Annotated in this window: 16 protein-coding genes; 12 read left to right on the top strand and 4 right to left on the bottom strand. The window is 65.8% G+C overall.

Annotated elements, in window-relative coordinates; translation table 11 throughout:
- On the top strand, positions 1 to 717 hold the full coding sequence (locus GGQ96_RS10640) for a replication protein A (RefSeq protein WP_184114450.1): 717 nt from the start codon (positions 1 to 3) through the stop codon (positions 715 to 717).
- 485 nt (positions 718 to 1202) lie between these two features.
- On the opposite strand, the gene GGQ96_RS10635 is transcribed toward GGQ96_RS10640, so the two are convergent.
- The 4 genes from GGQ96_RS10635 to GGQ96_RS10620 form a co-directional block, all read right to left on the bottom strand.
- Positions 1203 to 1469 (bottom strand): hypothetical protein, encoded by a 267-nt coding sequence (locus tag GGQ96_RS10635; RefSeq protein WP_184114448.1) that lies wholly within the window; start codon positions 1467 to 1469, stop codon positions 1203 to 1205.
- 103 nt (positions 1470 to 1572) lie between these two features.
- Entirely contained in the window at positions 1573 to 2388 is an 816-nt protein-coding gene (locus tag GGQ96_RS10630) for a DNA adenine methylase (RefSeq protein ID WP_184114446.1), read from the bottom strand.
- Between the two features lie 149 nt (positions 2389 to 2537).
- Positions 2538 to 3596 (bottom strand): phage portal protein, encoded by a 1059-nt coding sequence (locus tag GGQ96_RS10625; RefSeq protein ID WP_184114444.1) that lies wholly within the window; start codon positions 3594 to 3596, stop codon positions 2538 to 2540.
- Positions 3596 to 5419 (bottom strand): terminase large subunit domain-containing protein, encoded by a 1824-nt coding sequence (locus GGQ96_RS10620; protein WP_425506698.1) that lies wholly within the window; start codon positions 5417 to 5419, stop codon positions 3596 to 3598. The genes GGQ96_RS10625 and GGQ96_RS10620 overlap by 1 nt, the downstream gene beginning before the upstream one ends.
- Positions 5420 to 5584: 165 nt before the next feature.
- Here GGQ96_RS10620 and GGQ96_RS10615 point away from each other — a divergent pair, with 165 nt between their 5' ends.
- The 11 genes from GGQ96_RS10615 (at position 5585) to GGQ96_RS10565 (ending at position 15015) form a co-directional block, all read left to right on the top strand.
- Positions 5585 to 6430, top strand: coding sequence for a GPO family capsid scaffolding protein (locus GGQ96_RS10615; protein WP_184114442.1), 846 nt, complete (start codon positions 5585 to 5587; stop codon positions 6428 to 6430).
- A gap of 38 nt (positions 6431 to 6468) precedes the next feature.
- The gene (locus tag GGQ96_RS10610) at positions 6469 to 7554 is read left to right on the top strand and encodes a phage major capsid protein, P2 family (RefSeq protein WP_184114440.1); all 1086 of its coding nucleotides are present in this window, start codon (positions 6469 to 6471) and stop codon (positions 7552 to 7554) included.
- A gap of 50 nt (positions 7555 to 7604) precedes the next feature.
- Entirely contained in the window at positions 7605 to 8411 is an 807-nt protein-coding gene (gene gpM / locus GGQ96_RS10605; protein ID WP_184114438.1) for a phage terminase small subunit, read from the top strand.
- Positions 8412 to 8563: 152 nt separating this feature from the next.
- Complete coding sequence (locus tag GGQ96_RS10600) at positions 8564 to 8791, top strand: hypothetical protein (RefSeq protein WP_184114436.1); 228 nt, start codon at positions 8564 to 8566, stop codon at positions 8789 to 8791.
- The gene (locus tag GGQ96_RS10595) at positions 8788 to 9312 is read left to right on the top strand and encodes a head completion/stabilization protein (RefSeq protein ID WP_184114434.1); all 525 of its coding nucleotides are present in this window, start codon (positions 8788 to 8790) and stop codon (positions 9310 to 9312) included. The genes GGQ96_RS10600 and GGQ96_RS10595 overlap by 4 nt, the downstream gene beginning before the upstream one ends.
- A complete protein-coding gene (locus tag GGQ96_RS10590) occupies positions 9312 to 9539 on the top strand; it encodes a tail protein X (RefSeq protein ID WP_184114432.1) in 228 nt (75 codons plus the stop codon). Before GGQ96_RS10595 ends, GGQ96_RS10590 begins: the two co-directional genes overlap by 1 nt.
- 2 nt (positions 9540 to 9541) lie before the next feature.
- Positions 9542 to 9907 carry a hypothetical protein gene (locus GGQ96_RS10585; protein WP_184114430.1) on the top strand — a complete coding sequence of 122 codons (366 nt, stop codon included), beginning with the start codon at positions 9542 to 9544 and terminating at the stop codon, positions 9905 to 9907.
- Positions 9904 to 10410, top strand: coding sequence for a glycoside hydrolase family protein (locus GGQ96_RS21420; RefSeq protein ID WP_184114428.1), 507 nt, complete (start codon positions 9904 to 9906; stop codon positions 10408 to 10410). Before GGQ96_RS10585 ends, GGQ96_RS21420 begins: the two co-directional genes overlap by 4 nt.
- Complete coding sequence (locus GGQ96_RS10575) at positions 10407 to 10880, top strand: hypothetical protein (protein ID WP_184114426.1); 474 nt, start codon at positions 10407 to 10409, stop codon at positions 10878 to 10880. Before GGQ96_RS21420 ends, GGQ96_RS10575 begins: the two co-directional genes overlap by 4 nt.
- Positions 10881 to 10899: 19 nt before the next feature.
- Positions 10900 to 11142, top strand: a complete 243-nt coding sequence (locus GGQ96_RS10570) for a hypothetical protein (RefSeq protein ID WP_343059002.1) — start codon at positions 10900 to 10902, stop codon at positions 11140 to 11142.
- A gap of 6 nt (positions 11143 to 11148) precedes the next feature.
- Positions 11149 to 15015 (top strand): hypothetical protein, encoded by a 3867-nt coding sequence (locus tag GGQ96_RS10565; RefSeq protein WP_184114422.1) that lies wholly within the window; start codon positions 11149 to 11151, stop codon positions 15013 to 15015.
- Positions 15016 to 15020 lie beyond the last annotated feature (5 nt).

The following is a 15020-nucleotide window of genomic DNA, read 5'->3' as shown; positions in this document are numbered from 1 at the left end:
ATGACCGCGCGCTCCCTGCACGAAGTCGCCACCCGCACCGTCCGGAAAGTCCATCGGACCGGCCAGCCGGTCCGGCGGAACAGCTACAAGGTCGGCGCGCGCGAAAGCCGCTTCTGGACGCCGTTCGATCGGCGCGAGTTCAACGCGCGGATGCGCGCGGCCGAGGACCATGACCGCAAGAACAAGCAGCCGGGCAAGCGCAATGGACCGATCGGCCATGTCGGCTTGGAAGTCTATCGCGAGCTGATGCGGCGGATCGGCTGGAAGGACGGTCGCCTAGAGCCGTCGATCGCGACGATCTGCGGCTGGCTAAATCGCAGCGTTGACGCCGTGACCAAGGCGCTGGCGCGCCTAAAGGCAGAAGGCTTCCTGGACTGGATACGACGCTTCGAGCCGGTCGAGAACCCGGACCCCTTCGGCCCCCAGGTAAAGCAGGCGACCAACGCCTATCGCCTAACGCTGCCCAAGGCGGCGGCCGATTTCGTCCGCCGGCTGATGCGTCGGCCAACCGAGGCGCAGCGGGACGCGGCCGAGCTGCGCGACCGCGAGGCGCGTGCCCACCGTGCCATGACGGAGCATGAACAGGCCGAGGCGGTGGCGGCCGCAATGTGCGATCCCACAAGCCCGCTCGGCCGGAGCTTGCGCTCATTCGGGGCCGCGTTCGATGCCAAGAACGCGATTCTGTCCGGCGGTGAGAACCCAGCCCTTCAAGGATAAAGGGGAAAAGGAACGCCTCCGGCGTGCGCAGTTTGCTGCTCCACCAAGCCTCCAGGCCCCGATGCCCCCAAGCCGCAGCGCCCCAGGACCGCTGTGGAACGCCCCCGCTTGCGCGGGGTCGGTGCTCCCTAGGGGGGAGCAGGCAAGGGCCGTGCCGCTTTTCCCACCACCGACGCCCCCGCTGCCCCGTAGCTGCACCGATCCGCACCAGTGATCGGAATAAACAATCAGCGATCCGGCCCAGGACCTGGGCCGGTTTCTGGCGGCGCTGACACTGCACCAAAAGCGACACGAAAAGCGGGCGGGCGAGGCGGGGGGAAAAGCGCGGGATTTGGGGTCGCAGGTTCGGGCCTGTGGAGGGGCCGGGGGGCGGCCGGGGGCGGCCGCCAGGGCGCGGCGCGAGGTCCGGCGGGATGCGCCGCTACGTTGCCGGACCGACGCGACACGGCCTCCCCTGGGCAGCAGCGAGGCCGGCCCGCCGGCAGTCAGATCTGATAGGAACCGGTGGCCCGGAGCTGCCGAATGATGGCTTGGAAAGCATCGGTCATGCCGGCGACGCGGGCGACCGGATCATCCAGCCCGGCCGCTGTCCAATAGTCGATCAGCGGGTCGCGCTGCCGGCAGTGCAGCAGCAGCACGCGAAGCGCCAGGCGCACGCCGGTCGTCTGAAGGATCTCCGCCTCGGCCAGCGCAAGCGCGGCGCGCAAGACGGACACCGCCACCAGCAAGGTATCGAGGTCGCGTTTGGTCACCCGACCATGTGGAACAGAAGTGGAACGGGGCGCAAGGCCGGAGCGACATGCCGGCAGCGCCAGATCCGGGCGCGGCGCGGGGCCGCGCCCGGTCGAGCCGCGATCAGCCCGGCAGGGACAGCGGCATGTTGCTGATCACCAGCTCGGGTGCCTTGGTCGCGGCTCCCTGTCCGACCGTATAGGTCGTGGTCACCTCCAGCAGGTGGAAGCCGGCGAACGTCGCGCGGACGCCGGGTGTGTCGTTGATCGACATGAGGAAGCCGCCACGGATGTCGCGGAGCTGGGTTGCCAGGCGCTCGAAGTCCGCTCGGCCGAACACGTCCTGCCCATAGTCGGTTTCGCAACCCCAGTAGGGCGGATCGAGGTAGAACAGCATTCCGGCGCGATCGTAGCGCCGGATGAACTCGCCGAAGTCCAGCTGCTCGATGGTCACCCCTGCCAGCCGCTCATGGATGTCGGCGAGCATCGGCTCCAGCTTGGTGACGTTGAACCGCGCGCCGTTGCCGCGATCAACGCCGAAGCCGCGCCCTGCCACCTTGCCCCCGAACGCCAGGCGCTGAAGGTAAAGGAAGCGCGCGGCGCGCTGAAGGTCGGTCAGTCGCTCGGCCGGCAGCGCGCGGAGCCGTTCGAACTCGGCCCGGCTGGCGATCCGGAAGCGCAGCATGTCCAGGAAATAGGCATAGTGCTCCTGCAGGACGCGGAAGAACGTCGCCACGTCGCCCGATGCATCGTTGATCACCTCGACGCGCGGCCGGATGCGACGGCGCAGGAAGACGCCGCCCATGCCGACGAACGGCTCGGCATAGCCGTCATGCGGGATGCCACCGATCAGCGCGACCAGGCGCGCCGCCAGGTTGCGCTTGCCGCCGATATAGCCGGCGGCCGGGGAGACGGGGTCGACCGGAGAAAGATACGTCATGTTAAGATAATCCACGCAGATAGAGCGCGCCCGGAGCGATCCGGGTGCGGACGGCCGATTAGCCATCGTGTCGTGGCGAGCTTCCCCTCGTCGGTGATCCGGGCTGCAACCCGGCTCCCCCGCTCGGCCTGGACGGCCGAGCGCGAAAATCAGGCGGCCTTGGCCGCGATCGTCTCCCTGAAGCGGACGGCTTCGAAGCCGAGCTGGTCATTCACGTCCAGGAACACACCCTGAAGCGGCTCGATCTCCAGCTCGAAGAACGTCGCCTTGGCTTCGGTGGGATTGCCGAACGCGGAACCCTGCGCCGGCACGATGCCGAGCAGCTGGGGCGGCACGCGGTGCGCGGCCAGCACGTCCGCTTGCGTGGCGTTCTTGATCCCGACGAATTCGTCTTTCGCGCCCACCTCGGCGATCGGCAGGATCTTTACCGACCCCTCCTTGCCCGCCGGCGCATGGACGAAGAGATTGCGGAAGTTACCCGGCCCCTTCGACTTCTTCAGCGCCTCGCGCATGGCATCGGTATCGCCATCGGCAAATTCACCGGTCGCGTAGAGAATATAACCGGCATGACTGCCGTTGAGATAGTAGCGACGCCGGAACAGCGTGGCGGCTTCATTGAGAAGCGCAGATTGCAGGGCGGACAGATACTCCGGGACACCGTAGATTTCCTGGTTCACGTCAGGCTGAAGGACATGCACGACGCTACCAGGGCGGAACTCCGTTTCCGGCGTCATGCCGGGCACGTAAAAGAACCGGCCGGGCTGGATACCGCGCCGGGTATATTTGGCCAGGGCATGATCCAGCCGCATAGGGCGGCCGAGCAGATTGTAGCGGCATTCGAGATAGGCGTTGCCGAACACCAGATAGTCTTGAACGACTTTCTCGAAGGTCGCCCGCGACAGCCAAGGCGTCGGCTCGAAGCTGGCGACCAACAGCCGGCGCTTCAGAATCATCGCCGAGCTATGGTGCGGCGACACGCGATAGGCGCGGGCCAGGCCATCGAGCGACACCGGCGGTTCATACCAACGTTCGTTGTGCCACACCTCCAGCATGTCCATGACCTGCCGGCGATCGAGCACCGGTTCCGGTTCGCCGAAGGTGAAGGCTTCGACCTTCGACCGGGATGCATGGCCGTCGATCGCGCCGATCGCGGCGGTCCGCGCCTCGTCACGCGCCATCCGGCGGGCGCTGTTCTGGCGTCTGCCCATCACATAATCTCCATGGTCGCCCTCTGGCGCTGCTGCCCGTCGAGCGGTTCGTTGATGAGGATATGCATCGCCGCCCAGGCGAGGTCAGCGTGGCCCACCTCTTCGGTGCGGCTTGCCTTGAAGGTGACGGCGCGGCCGGACGTGGTCAGCGCCTTCTTGATCGACAGGAAGGCGGATTGCAGGTCGATCCAGCCGCTGTCGAATTCGATCCGCTGGCGGGCGAAGCTATGCTGCGCCTTCATGACCATGCCGGTCTTGGCTTCCAGCGAATATTCGATTTTGGTCAGCCCGCGCACGCCTTTGCCAACCAGGAGCTGGTGGACCGCCGCGCCGACGCCGTTCGCGTCGATCCCCAGGTAGCTGCAATTGTACCGCGCCAAGCGCGCCAGGACGAATTCGGTCTGCGCCTGGAAGTCGCCCTTGATCTGGTGCCTCTCCAGCAGCCGGAATTTGCCGCCCGGCCCGGCCGGCGGCAGTGCAATGACCAGGGCGGCATTGTCGCCGTCTTCGCTCTCCTGCGGATCATAGCCCGCCCACACTTCGCGCGAGCCAACCGGCCGATCGGCAAGCGGATTGAACCAGGTCCAATCCTCCAGGGTGTCGACCGTGCAACGCTGGATTTCGTTGAACTTGAACGCGGACAGGCTGTCATCCACGAACTCGCACATCAACAGATTGGCGAATTCATCCGGCGCATATTCAATGCGCAGCTCGTCAATGTTGAACAGGTCGCAGCCGAGCGCGTCGGCGTCTTCGATCGTGACGATCTGCCGCCAGACATTGTCCTCGCATAGTACGCCGTCTTTCAGGCGCTCATGCTTGACGTTGATTTCGACGCGATCGGCTTTCTTGACCCGCCGATTGCGGCGCTCACCCGTCCAATAGGGGTGAGCCTGATGCGCGACGCTCGACGGCGTCGAGAAATAGGTCCGACGCCAGCGCTTATGCATCGCCATGCCGGACGCGACCTTGTTCAGCTCCTCAAAGCCGTAGGTCCAGAAGAATTCGTCGAAGTAGAAGTTGCCGTGATAGCCCTGCGCGGTCCGCGCGTTGGTGCCGAGGAAGATGAGATCCGCGGTTGGCTCGCCGGACGGCATCGTGTCGGCGCTGACGACGATCGGATCGCCCTGGAGCTTGACCCCGACCTTGGCGGCAAACTGGATGATATAGGCGCGGAAGATATGCGCCTGCGCCTTGGAGGCGGACAGGAAGATCTGGTTGCCGCCCCCGCGCAGTGCATCGAGCAGCGCCTCGCGCGCGAAATACCAGGTCGCGCCGATCTGGCGCGACTTCAGGATCATGCGGGTCCGCTCGTCCTTCGCGTCCCGCCAGGTCCGTTGATAGCCAAACAGCTCGTCGTCAAAAATCCGCTCCAGCTCCTCGACCTGTTCGGTCGTGAAGTGGTTGCGCGGGGCCTTGTCCTTCTTCGGCCCGGCATTGCGGTTGGCGACCTTGTCGTTCAGGTCGCCTTCGTGACCGCCCGGCGCTTCATAGCGGCGGACCTTGGCGGTGACCGCCAGCGCGCGCATAAGCGCGTCCAGCTCTGTATAGTCAGCGCCGGTCTTCTTCTCTTTGCAGATCAGCGTATTGATCCGCCATTCGAGATTGTCCTCGATCTTGGCGATGCAGGCGGCCTTGTCCCACCCGTCACGGTTCTTCCAGGATTTGACCGTCTCGGCGCTTAGGCCAAGCTCTTCCCCGATCTGGGTGCAGCCCCATCCGCGCCAATACAGACTGCGCGCCTGCCGACGAATGTCGGGCGCGATCGGCATCGTCGCGGGCGGCAGCGACATGCCAAAGTCGGCGGGGAGCTTGTTGGCCATGATCGCGGCGACCTTGCCGCGCGACTTCCCCCTGCCGGGAGGCGGCAAAAGTAGTGGCGCGCCGCGCCACTACCCCACCCGCTTGAGAAGCAACCGCCAATCCGCGCTTGATCGGGCTTCCAGATGCGCTGCCGCGCCAGACCGACCCGAAGGACCCGACCCGCCATGGCAAAGACCAAATGGTTCCGCTGTTTCGTTGAAGGCGCGACCGCCAGTGACGGTCGCGTGATCGAAGCCGATTGGATCGATCAGATCGTCGCGAACTTCAACACCGCCACCTACATGCCGCGCGTCAACTGCGAGCATATCAAGGGCTTCAGCCCGGAACCGCCGTTCAACGCCTATGGTGATGTGACCGAGGTCAAGGCGTCGACCGATGACATCGTGATCGATGGCAAGACGGAGAAGCGCCGCGCCCTCTATGCCCGCGTCGAAGCCAACGACCAGCTCGTGGCGATCCGCAAGAAGGGCCAGAAGGCCTTCCCGTCGGTCGAGCTGTCGCCCGATTTCGCCGGCACCGGGAAGGTCGGCCTGGTCGGCATGGCCGTCACCGACAATCCCGCGAGTCTCGGCACCGAGGCGCTGAATTTCTCGGCGCTGAAGCCGATGTTCGACGGCCGCAAGCAGCACCCGTCGAACTTCTTCACGGCGGCCGAGGTCGACACGATCGAGCTGGAAGCCGCGCCGGAAGCTGGCCTGGGCGCGACCATCGCCGCCGCGATCGCGCAGGGCTTCTCCAGCCTGGGCTTCGGCAAGAAGGAAGAGCCGACGCCTCCGGTCGTGGAAACCCCCAAGGCCCCGGCGAACGACAATTTCGACGTGGCCGCCTTCTCGAACGTCATCGGCACCCAGATCGCGGGCGCGGTGAAGCCGATCGCCGATGGCTTGGCGTCCCTCAAAGCCGAGTTCGCCACGATCAAGGGCACGCTGGAGACGACCGAGAGCACCAGCTTCTCGCGCGGTCCGGCGACCGGCGGGGGCGGCAACGCCGCGCACGAAACCGACTGCTGATCGCAGTCACCCGCCAGTCCTGACCCCCGGAGCTTCCCATGCAGAACAACACTCGTATCCTGTTCGACGGCTATTGCACCAAGATCGCCGGCCTCAATGGCGTTGCCGCCGTCAGCGCCTCCTTCACGGTGGCCCCGTCCATCGCGCAGACGCTGCGCGGCAAGGTGCAGCAGTCCAGCGACTTCCTGTCGAAGATCAACATCATCCCCGTCGTGGCGCAGGAGGGCGACAAGGTCGGCGTGGGCGTCAAGGGCACGATCGCCGGCCGCACCGATACGCGCACCAAGGATCGCCAGCCGCGTTATCCCGGCGACCTGACCGAGTCGAACTATCGTTGCGAGAAGACCAACTTCGACACGCTGATCCGCTACGAGACGCTGGACGCCTGGGCGCACAAGCCCGAGTTCCAGACGCTGATCCGTGACGCCATCGTCAAGGCGCAGGCGCTCGACAAGATCACGATCGGCTTCAACGGCACGCACGTCGCGCGTGACACCGATCCGGAAGCCTATCCGCTGCTCCAGGACGTCAACATCGGCTGGCTGGAGCATATCCGCATCGACGCCCCCGAGCGCGTGCTGAATGACGGCGCGCTGACCGTCGATGCCCAGGGCAAGGAAACGGCCACCAAGGCGATCTATGTCGGCGCGGGCAAGGTCCCGGTCGGTGACGACATCACCGGCGCCGAGGTCGATTTCGTCAACATCGACGCGCTGGTCTACGAGGCCATCGAGCTGCTGGACGAAAATTACCGCGACGACGTCGACCTGGTCGTCATCCTCGGCCGCGACCTGGTCCACGACAAGTATTTCTCGATCGTCAACGCGGCCGGCGACAAGGCGACCGAGCAGCTGGCGCGTGACGTGCTGCTGTCCGACAAGAAGATCGGCGGCCTTCAGGCGATCCGGGTGCCCAAGTTCCCGCGCAACGCGCTCCTGATCACCAAGCTGTCGAACCTGTCGATCTATGACCAGATCGGCACCGAGCGCCGCAAGATCGAGGACAACTCGAAGCGCGACCAGGTCGAGAACTACGAGTCGGTCAATGAGGCCTATGTGGTCGAGGACTACGGCCAGGCCGCGCTGGTCGAGAACATCGTCATGGGCAAGAAGCCGGCGGCCTGACGCCGGCTTCTGCCTCCACCCCGTAGCCCGCCCATCACCAGGACAGCGCAATGAGCCTCGTTCGAAAACATCGTGACCGCATCGCGGCCACCAAACTCGCACAGCAGGCGCTCGACTCCGGCTCGATGGGCGGGTTCGCCCCCCAGGCGGCGATCGTCGTGGCAGCCGCCACGACGAACCCGGCAGCGGCGCAGATCCAGCTTCGGCTGACCCATGATCTGCGCCGCCTGAAGGATATCCAGTCGATCCAGGGCAAGATCGCGGCGAAACGCGAGATGCTGCCCGAATATCGGGCCTGGTGCGACGGCCTGCTGGCGGCCGCCCGCGATGCCAATGCCGGCGTGGCCGAAGAGGTGCTGCCGACCATCATGGTCTGGTGCATCGACACCGGCGACTGGCCCCGCGCGCTGGAGCTGGCGCGCTATGTGCTGCGCTACGACGTGCCGCTGCCCGGCCGCTACGTGCGCGCCGCACCATCGCTGATCGCCGAGGAAATCGCCACCGCCGCGCTGAAGATCCAGACGGCTGGCGAAGCCTTTCCGATCGACGTGCTGGAGGAAGTCGAGCTGCTGGTCGCCGAGATCGACATGCATGACGAGATCCGCGCCAAGCTGATGAAGGCGATCGGCACCGAATATGCGCGCGGCGCGGATGCGGCGACCGGGCCGGAGATCCTGCGCCAGCAGATGGCCGGGCTGGCGGCGCTCCGTAAGGCGCAGGACCTGCACGATCGCGCCGGCTGCCGCCAGGCCATCCAGCGGCTGGAGAAGGCGCTCGCCGCCTCGGCCGCTCTGGTCGCCACGTCCAAACCCGCCACCACCGAATCGCCAACCGATACCGGCGCGCCCAGCGCCTGACTTTCTCGCCGGCCCTGGTCGGCGGTCACCCTCTCGCCCCCCGGCGTCTCGGGGGCGGATCGCGCAGGACGGGAGGTCTTCGGACCGTAGGGCCGGCCTGGACCCGGTCCCCACCCCCGAAATCCGGGCGGGCGATCATCCGGACCCATCCCATGCTCGCCACGCTCGCCGACCTCCTGACCATGATCCTTGCCGGCCTCGCGCTTGTGGCCGGTGCCTGGTCGGCGCTGGCCGGCTTCACCCGCGCCGCGACCGCCGGCTATGGCGATGACCCGCACGTCACCGCGATCCGGCTGCGCGCGGGCATCGCGCTGGGCTTGTTCGGCCTCCTGCTCTTCTACGTCGGCGCGGTCTACAGCGCCCGAATCGTCGTCGCATGAGCGGCACGCTGATCATCCCCCCGGCCGCGCTCGCGCCGGTGGGCGGCTGCGCATCGATCGTGCCGGGGCCGGCCGCGCCGGAGACGGCGATCGTCCGGAACGACGGCTGGTGGCCCGACATCGAGCTGGCGGCGCTCCGCAAGGCGATCCGCATCCGCGACACCGTCACCACCGAGCGGCTGCGCGAAGCGGTCCTGGGCGCGATGATCACGGTCGGCCGCGATCTGGACAGCTGGGGCGAGGGCAAGCGCGCGGCTGGTGCCGCCAGCCTCGCCACCGTCACCGGCCGCGCCAACGTCGCGCTCGACGGCGAGCCACGCCTGGTCATCCTCTACCGGCGCGCGATCGGCGGGTACGTCAAAGCCGAGCTGGTCGAGCAGTACCGCGACATCGACAGCACCAAGGCGAGCGAGCGCGACGCCGACGCGCTCGACCAAACGCCGGCCGAGCTGCGCCGCAATGCGCTGTACGCGATCCGCGACATCCTGGAGCGCGGCCGCATCGCCGTGGAGCTGATCTGATGGCGACGGCGGGCACTTCCTACCGCGCGCGCCAGGGCGACACGCTGGACGCGCTGCTGTGGCGCGACGCGGGCCTCGGCCCGGCCGATCTGCCGGCCATCCTCGCCGCCAATCCCGGCGTTGCCGAGGCCGGCCCGGTCCTGCCGATCGGCACCATCGTCATCGTGCCCGCCGCGCAAGCCGCCCCCGTCACCGCCACCCGCCCCCTTATCCAGCTCTGGGACTGACCATGGACAAACTTCTCCACGAGATCGGCGCGGCGCTGCTGGCCTGGATGCTCGGCCTGGTGCCCGCCGCGCTCGGCGCGCTGATCAGCCTAGTGTTCGAACCGGACGTGACCTGGTCGCGCCGCTTCGCCCAGCTCGCCGTCGGCGTCACCGTCTCCTACTTCGTGACCAACGCCACGGCCGCGCTGTGGCCGTGGCCGCCGCTCGATCCCTATGTGCGCCAGGCGATCGGCTTCGTCGTCGGCATGGTCGCCTTCCGCGCGACACCCAAGTTCATCACGGGCGCGGAAGAGACGATCGGCCGCGCGCCTGGTCAGCTGCTCGATCGCGTCCTCGCCGTCCTGCCCGGCCGGAAGGACGCGAAGTGACCGCGCCCGTCACCAAGCGCCGCCCGGTCAAGACGCTGGTCGGCGTGATCGGCGCGGCCGCCGCGCTGATCGTGACCCCCTTCGTGTCCGGCTGGGAATCGGGCGGCAAGGTCTACCTGAAGGCCTATCCCGATATCGTCGGCGTCTGGACGATCTGCGGCGGTGAGACGCTGGGCGTGAAGCCCGGCATGGTCGAGACGGTCGAAGGCTGCCGGGTGCGCGAGGAACAGGCGCTGATCCGCCACGCCGAGCCGGTGCTGGCCTGTACGCCAGCCCTGCGCGGCCGCCCCAATCAACTCTCGGCCGCGATCAGCCTCGCCTACAACATCGGCACCGCCGCCTATTGCCGCTCCACCGTCGCCCGCCTCTTCAACGCGGGCCAGTGGGCCGCCGCCTGTGAAGGCTTCCTCGCCTGGAACCGGGCCGGCGGGCGCGTGGTGCAGGGCCTTGTCAACCGCCGGCGCGCCGAGCGCGCCCTTTGCCTGAAGGAGCTGCCCCGGTGATCCTGCTGAAAGGCCTGTTCGCCAAGCTGAAGGCCGAGCTGGCCTTCGTCGTCCTGCTCGCCGTCGCCAGCGCTGGCGCGGTCCTCTACGTCCGCGCCGAGCGCGCCATCGCCGATCGCGACGCGGTCCTGCACCGCGCCGAGCTGATCTGCAAAAGCGCCGGCATCGACTTCGCGTCGGCCCGCCCCCGCGTCGCGGACGGCGTCGACTGTGGTGCCCGCGTCCAGCAGCTCGCCGAATGGAAGGGCGAGGCCGAGCGCCAGACTGCCCAGCTGATGGCCAAGGCGCTTGCCGACAATAACGCGCGCCAGGCGCGGGACAATGATGCCGCGCGCCGCGCGGCCGAGGCGGCGAAGTCCGCCGCTATCGCCATGGAGAAAGCCGATGCCGAAGCCGAGCGCCGCAATCTGGTCGATCGCGAGTGGTTTGCTGCTGTCAACAATGTTGCCGGCCTGCGGGCGGCGAATTGACCCGCCGGCACCGCTCCCCGTGCCGATCGCCGTGCCGGTGAAGATCACCCCTCCAGCGGATCTGCTCCGCTGCGCCGATCGCCCGGCCGGCCTGCCCGAAGACCCAGCGCTGGTCGCGCAGATCCCGACGCGCGCCCGCGCCGGCATCATCCGCCTCGCCCGTGCCTTCGGGGCCAACGCCGACCAGCTCGATCGCCTGGTCGAGTTCGTCTCGCCCGGAGCCTGTCATCCCACGCCCTCCGCCTCTCCGTCCAAGGACTAATCTCACATGCGCCGCCTCTCCATCATCGACCATCGCATCGCCGTCCTGCTCGGCACGGGCGCGACGTCTATCCTGGTCTCGAACGACAGCTTTCCTGCCGGCGGTACAGTCGGCGATGTCATCCAGCGCCTGCGCGATCCCTTCGCCGGTATGGAGTCGGGCACGACGACCTATGCAACGGTCGGACCCGTGCCAGGTCAGCTTGCGCTGTCCGGCGACATGGTCGTGCGCGGCAGCGCCGAGGCGATGCCCGGTACCGCCTATGTGATCGGCATCGTCGCCACCTCCGGAGATCGTCGGCGTTCGACCATGGCGACGTTCACGCTGATGGCGCTCGGTCGCGCAGCCGATGGCCCGGTCGCACCTATCGTCACGCCGGTCCCGACCCCTGCGCCCACCCCGGTGCCGACACCAACCCCCACGCCGGTCCCGACGCCTTCGCCCACGCCGACGCCCACGCCGACGCCGACGCCCACGCCCACGCCGACGCCTACGCCGACCCTTGGAGCGCTAACCCTTTCCGGCTCGCTGACCAGTGGCACCGCTAGCAGCGGCTCTATCTCCGGTGCGACGACCGGATCGACGATCGGAACGACCATCACCGGCATGGTGATCAACAGCGCGGCTCGAACCTACGCCTTCGATGGCAGCGCCTCGGCCGGAACCGGCACGCTCACCGAGACGCTCGCGGGCGCAAGCAACTCGCCACGCTCGACGTCGATCACGATCGCCGCAGCGGCGGTGCCCCCCAAGCTGACCCTATCCAACGTTCCGGCGTCGATCGCCGAGGACACCGCAGCGGGCACTAAAATCGCGGACATCGCAGGCGTGCCGACCGGTGTGACGCCGACCGTGAAGCCGAGCGATGGTCGATACGTTATTGCGGGCGGCGAGGCGGCCGGTTGGAAGCTGGTGCGCGGCATGGCGGCCCTATCGGCTGGCACGGACGTCATCGTCATATCTGCGACCGGAGCGACCGATGCATCGCTCAGCCTCCTGATTTCGGCGAGCCAATCCTTCCTGTCCAACGAATCGACGGACGTTTCCTACGGTCCGACCGCGACCACCGATACGGACTTCATCAACCTCAAGACGTACAGCCAGAAGTTCGTCCAGTTTCCTGTTGCCGCCAATGATACGACGAGCCTGTCGCAAGAGATCGTGTTGTACATGTTCTGCGACATCGCCAGTGAAATGCCGAATATCGGCTTGAAGATGACGCAGTCCGGAAACGGGCAGTACAAGAATTACTATTACCCGTCGGGCGGTAAGTGGGTGATTTTCAACGGCGCTTCGGCCGTGACCAACCTTGGGCGCCCTCAGACCCGCGCAGATAAGTTCGAGCTTATCTACAATGAGCGATCGAGGCTGATCGAAGGCTATCTGAATGGCGTGCTTGTTCACACCATCGGAAAAGCAGAGATGGATACCGCCTTTTCCAGCGGCCTCGGCACCTTCGTGCGTGCCCAGAAGAAGAGCGGCAGCGATACTCTCACCTGCTCCTTCAGCAACCTCAACGTCGAACCCTTACGCGTGCTTGACTATGAGCCGAGCTTCTTCGGCCGTGGCGCGAGCCTGCACATCGCCTATAGCAATCCGGCTGGCAGCCCGCCGGCCGGTTACACGGCGACCTATCCCGACGGCACAGTCGTGGATTGCGAAAAGGTCTCGAATCTCCGCAAGGGCCGAGCAAAGGTCCGCATCCCTGATGCGGCAGTCCCCGCGAAATATGCCGGCAAGCGCGTGGCGGTCACGGTAGCCCAGAAGGGGTCGTCCGATATCGTTGCACCGGTTGACTATTACGCAACCGATCGCACGACCTGGGGAATGAACATCTCGGGATATCCCCGGATGTTCAACAACCTTGCGGTCAATGGCTGGCGCGGCGACGGCTACGGCAAGAACCAGTATAATAGCGCCAACGCGCCCTGGATCGACATCGCCTCTGGCGAAATTTTGAGCTTCGAACCAGGCGTCAGCAGCTATCTGATGCAGCTAGATCCGGTCGCGACGGATTGCTTGGTCCGCGTCGAATGGGAGGGAGGACAGGGTCTTGAATTGAGCGATCCTGGCCGGGCAACGAGCAATCCCGTCCGTGGCACCAACAAGCTGGAGTTCAACCTGAAGGCGGGTGGGACTTCGACCTATATCTCGATCCCTGCGAGCAAGTGGGATGCAGCGAATCCTATTCGCAAGATCTGGTGCTCTGAAATCGTGGCGTCGGGCGGTGCTTATGTCGATAGAACGACATGGTACGCCGGCTTTATCGAGGGCGCACGCCAGTGGGGATACGGCCGATGCATGGATTTCCTTCTCCCCAACACCTATCACACCGGCTTTGACGACGGCGTCCTGACCTGGGCTAACCGCCGGACAAGCCGGCTTGGAATGCGCCCCCGTCACGGTCGCATTCTGCTGCCGACTAGCCATGCCTCGGCGCGGCTTTCGCTGTCGATCCGGCCATATGCGTCTGCCGAGATCGTCTCCCAGTATCTGCCCAACAATCACTGGTACGGCAGCAAGGGCAACAACTGGACGGTCACCGTTGTGGAGCCGTCCGGCTCAGGCTCGATCGTTGCGACTGGCCGCGACATCGTGATCACGCCACCCTCGGGCGGCACGGTCCAGTCCGTCATGGACCTGCTGTCCAAGACGACGCTGATGATCGAGATGTTCACCGTCTCCTATTCGGGCAGCGCCAGCACCGATACCATGACGACGCTCGCGAAGACCAATATTCGCGACGGCGTCGATGCCGACCCCGCCCAGGTTACTTTCGAGGATATCTCGGAGTTCTTCGCGAAGACGCAGCTAAACCCGTTCATCAATCTGAACGTAAACTGCTCGCAGGAATATGCCGTCAAGGCCATGAAGATAATCCTCGACGGTACGAGCAAGGTCCCTCGGGTCGAGCTTGGTAACGAGGCGTTCAACCTCAGTTTCACCGGCCCGCTTTGGTTCGGTGCCTGGTCGATCTACCGTGGTGCGGTCGAAACCAACATCCTCGACCGCTCGATCGGTGAATCGTGCTTCCGCGCCATTCCTGTCTTCACGGCGCTCAAGCAGGCGTATGGCGACCGGATCATCACCGGCCTCGGATCGATGGCCGTTGCCCCATCGGTGACCAGCAAGATCATCAATTATCCCGGCAACGATCCGTCGATCATGCAGGTGGTGTACATTGCACCCTACTTCTACCCGACGCAGGATCAGCCGGACGACGCAAAATACTTCGCCGGTGCCTATGACAGCGTCAATTCTCAAATGAGCCTGATCGATGCCACCGTGAAATTGGCGGCTACGAAGGGCTATAAGGTGGAGACCTATGAGGTCGGGCAACACTCGACCGAGGCCGACCAGTCCCTTCAGGATCGGCGTCAGCGGTCGCCGTTGATGAAGGTCGCCTATGGGTATTATCTGGGCGAGTCTCAGCGCATCCATGGCCTCGGGCGTGGCGTTCCTTTCATGCATTACAACTGGATCTCGCGCATCTCGAACTCCCAGTCGGGCGCGTGGGGCATCTACGAATATATGGGCCAGCCTCGGGCGGATGCCCCCAAGGCAGATGCCTATTTGGATGCCTACGACGGCATCTTCCCGCCCTATATCAAAAGCAATTCCGTCATCCGCGTTCTCGGGACGCGGATGGTTGGGCAGGAGTTGTCGCTTGATCTGCCCCCGGCCTTCAATACGACCGGGATTGCTATTCAGTGGACGGCAGATGGTGTCCCCGTCACCGGTGCGACTGGATGGACCTATACACAGACCGATGCGGAGAGAGGCAAGAAAATGGGTGTCGGAGTCGTGTTGTCGGGTGCCAAGGGCTACACGGCATCTTACGCTTTCAATGACACTTTGACCGTCACCGGTTGACCATT

This window comes from Sphingomonas abaci (genome assembly GCF_014199625.1).
GTDB lineage: Bacteria > Pseudomonadota > Alphaproteobacteria > Sphingomonadales > Sphingomonadaceae > Sphingomonas > Sphingomonas abaci.
This window is presented reverse-complemented; position numbering and strand designations above follow the sequence as displayed.

What these genes read in the sequence shown, in the direction of transcription:
- GGQ96_RS10595 (WP_184114434.1), top strand. Translation starts at nt 8,788, where the DNA reads ATGAGCGGCACGCTGATCATCCCCCCGGCCGCGCTCGCGCCGGTGGGC.
- GGQ96_RS10565 (WP_184114422.1), top strand. Translation starts at nt 11,149, where the DNA reads ATGCGCCGCCTCTCCATCATCGACCATCGCATCGCCGTCCTGCTCGGC.
- GGQ96_RS10590 (WP_184114432.1), top strand. Translation starts at nt 9,312, where the DNA reads ATGGCGACGGCGGGCACTTCCTACCGCGCGCGCCAGGGCGACACGCTG.
- GGQ96_RS10585 (WP_184114430.1), top strand. Translation starts at nt 9,542, where the DNA reads ATGGACAAACTTCTCCACGAGATCGGCGCGGCGCTGCTGGCCTGGATG.
- GGQ96_RS10640 (WP_184114450.1), top strand. Translation starts at nt 1, where the DNA reads ATGACCGCGCGCTCCCTGCACGAAGTCGCCACCCGCACCGTCCGGAAA.
- GGQ96_RS10625 (WP_184114444.1), bottom strand. Translation starts at nt 3,596, where the DNA reads ATGGGCAGACGCCAGAACAGCGCCCGCCGGATGGCGCGTGACGAGGCG.
- GGQ96_RS10630 (WP_184114446.1), bottom strand. Translation starts at nt 2,388, where the DNA reads ATGACGTATCTTTCTCCGGTCGACCCCGTCTCCCCGGCCGCCGGCTAT.
- GGQ96_RS10600 (WP_184114436.1), top strand. Translation starts at nt 8,564, where the DNA reads ATGCTCGCCACGCTCGCCGACCTCCTGACCATGATCCTTGCCGGCCTC.
- gpM (WP_184114438.1), top strand. Translation starts at nt 7,605, where the DNA reads ATGAGCCTCGTTCGAAAACATCGTGACCGCATCGCGGCCACCAAACTC.
- GGQ96_RS10620 (WP_425506698.1), bottom strand. Translation starts at nt 5,419, where the DNA reads ATGGCCAACAAGCTCCCCGCCGACTTTGGCATGTCGCTGCCGCCCGCG.
- GGQ96_RS10615 (WP_184114442.1), top strand. Translation starts at nt 5,585, where the DNA reads ATGGCAAAGACCAAATGGTTCCGCTGTTTCGTTGAAGGCGCGACCGCC.
- GGQ96_RS10610 (WP_184114440.1), top strand. Translation starts at nt 6,469, where the DNA reads ATGCAGAACAACACTCGTATCCTGTTCGACGGCTATTGCACCAAGATC.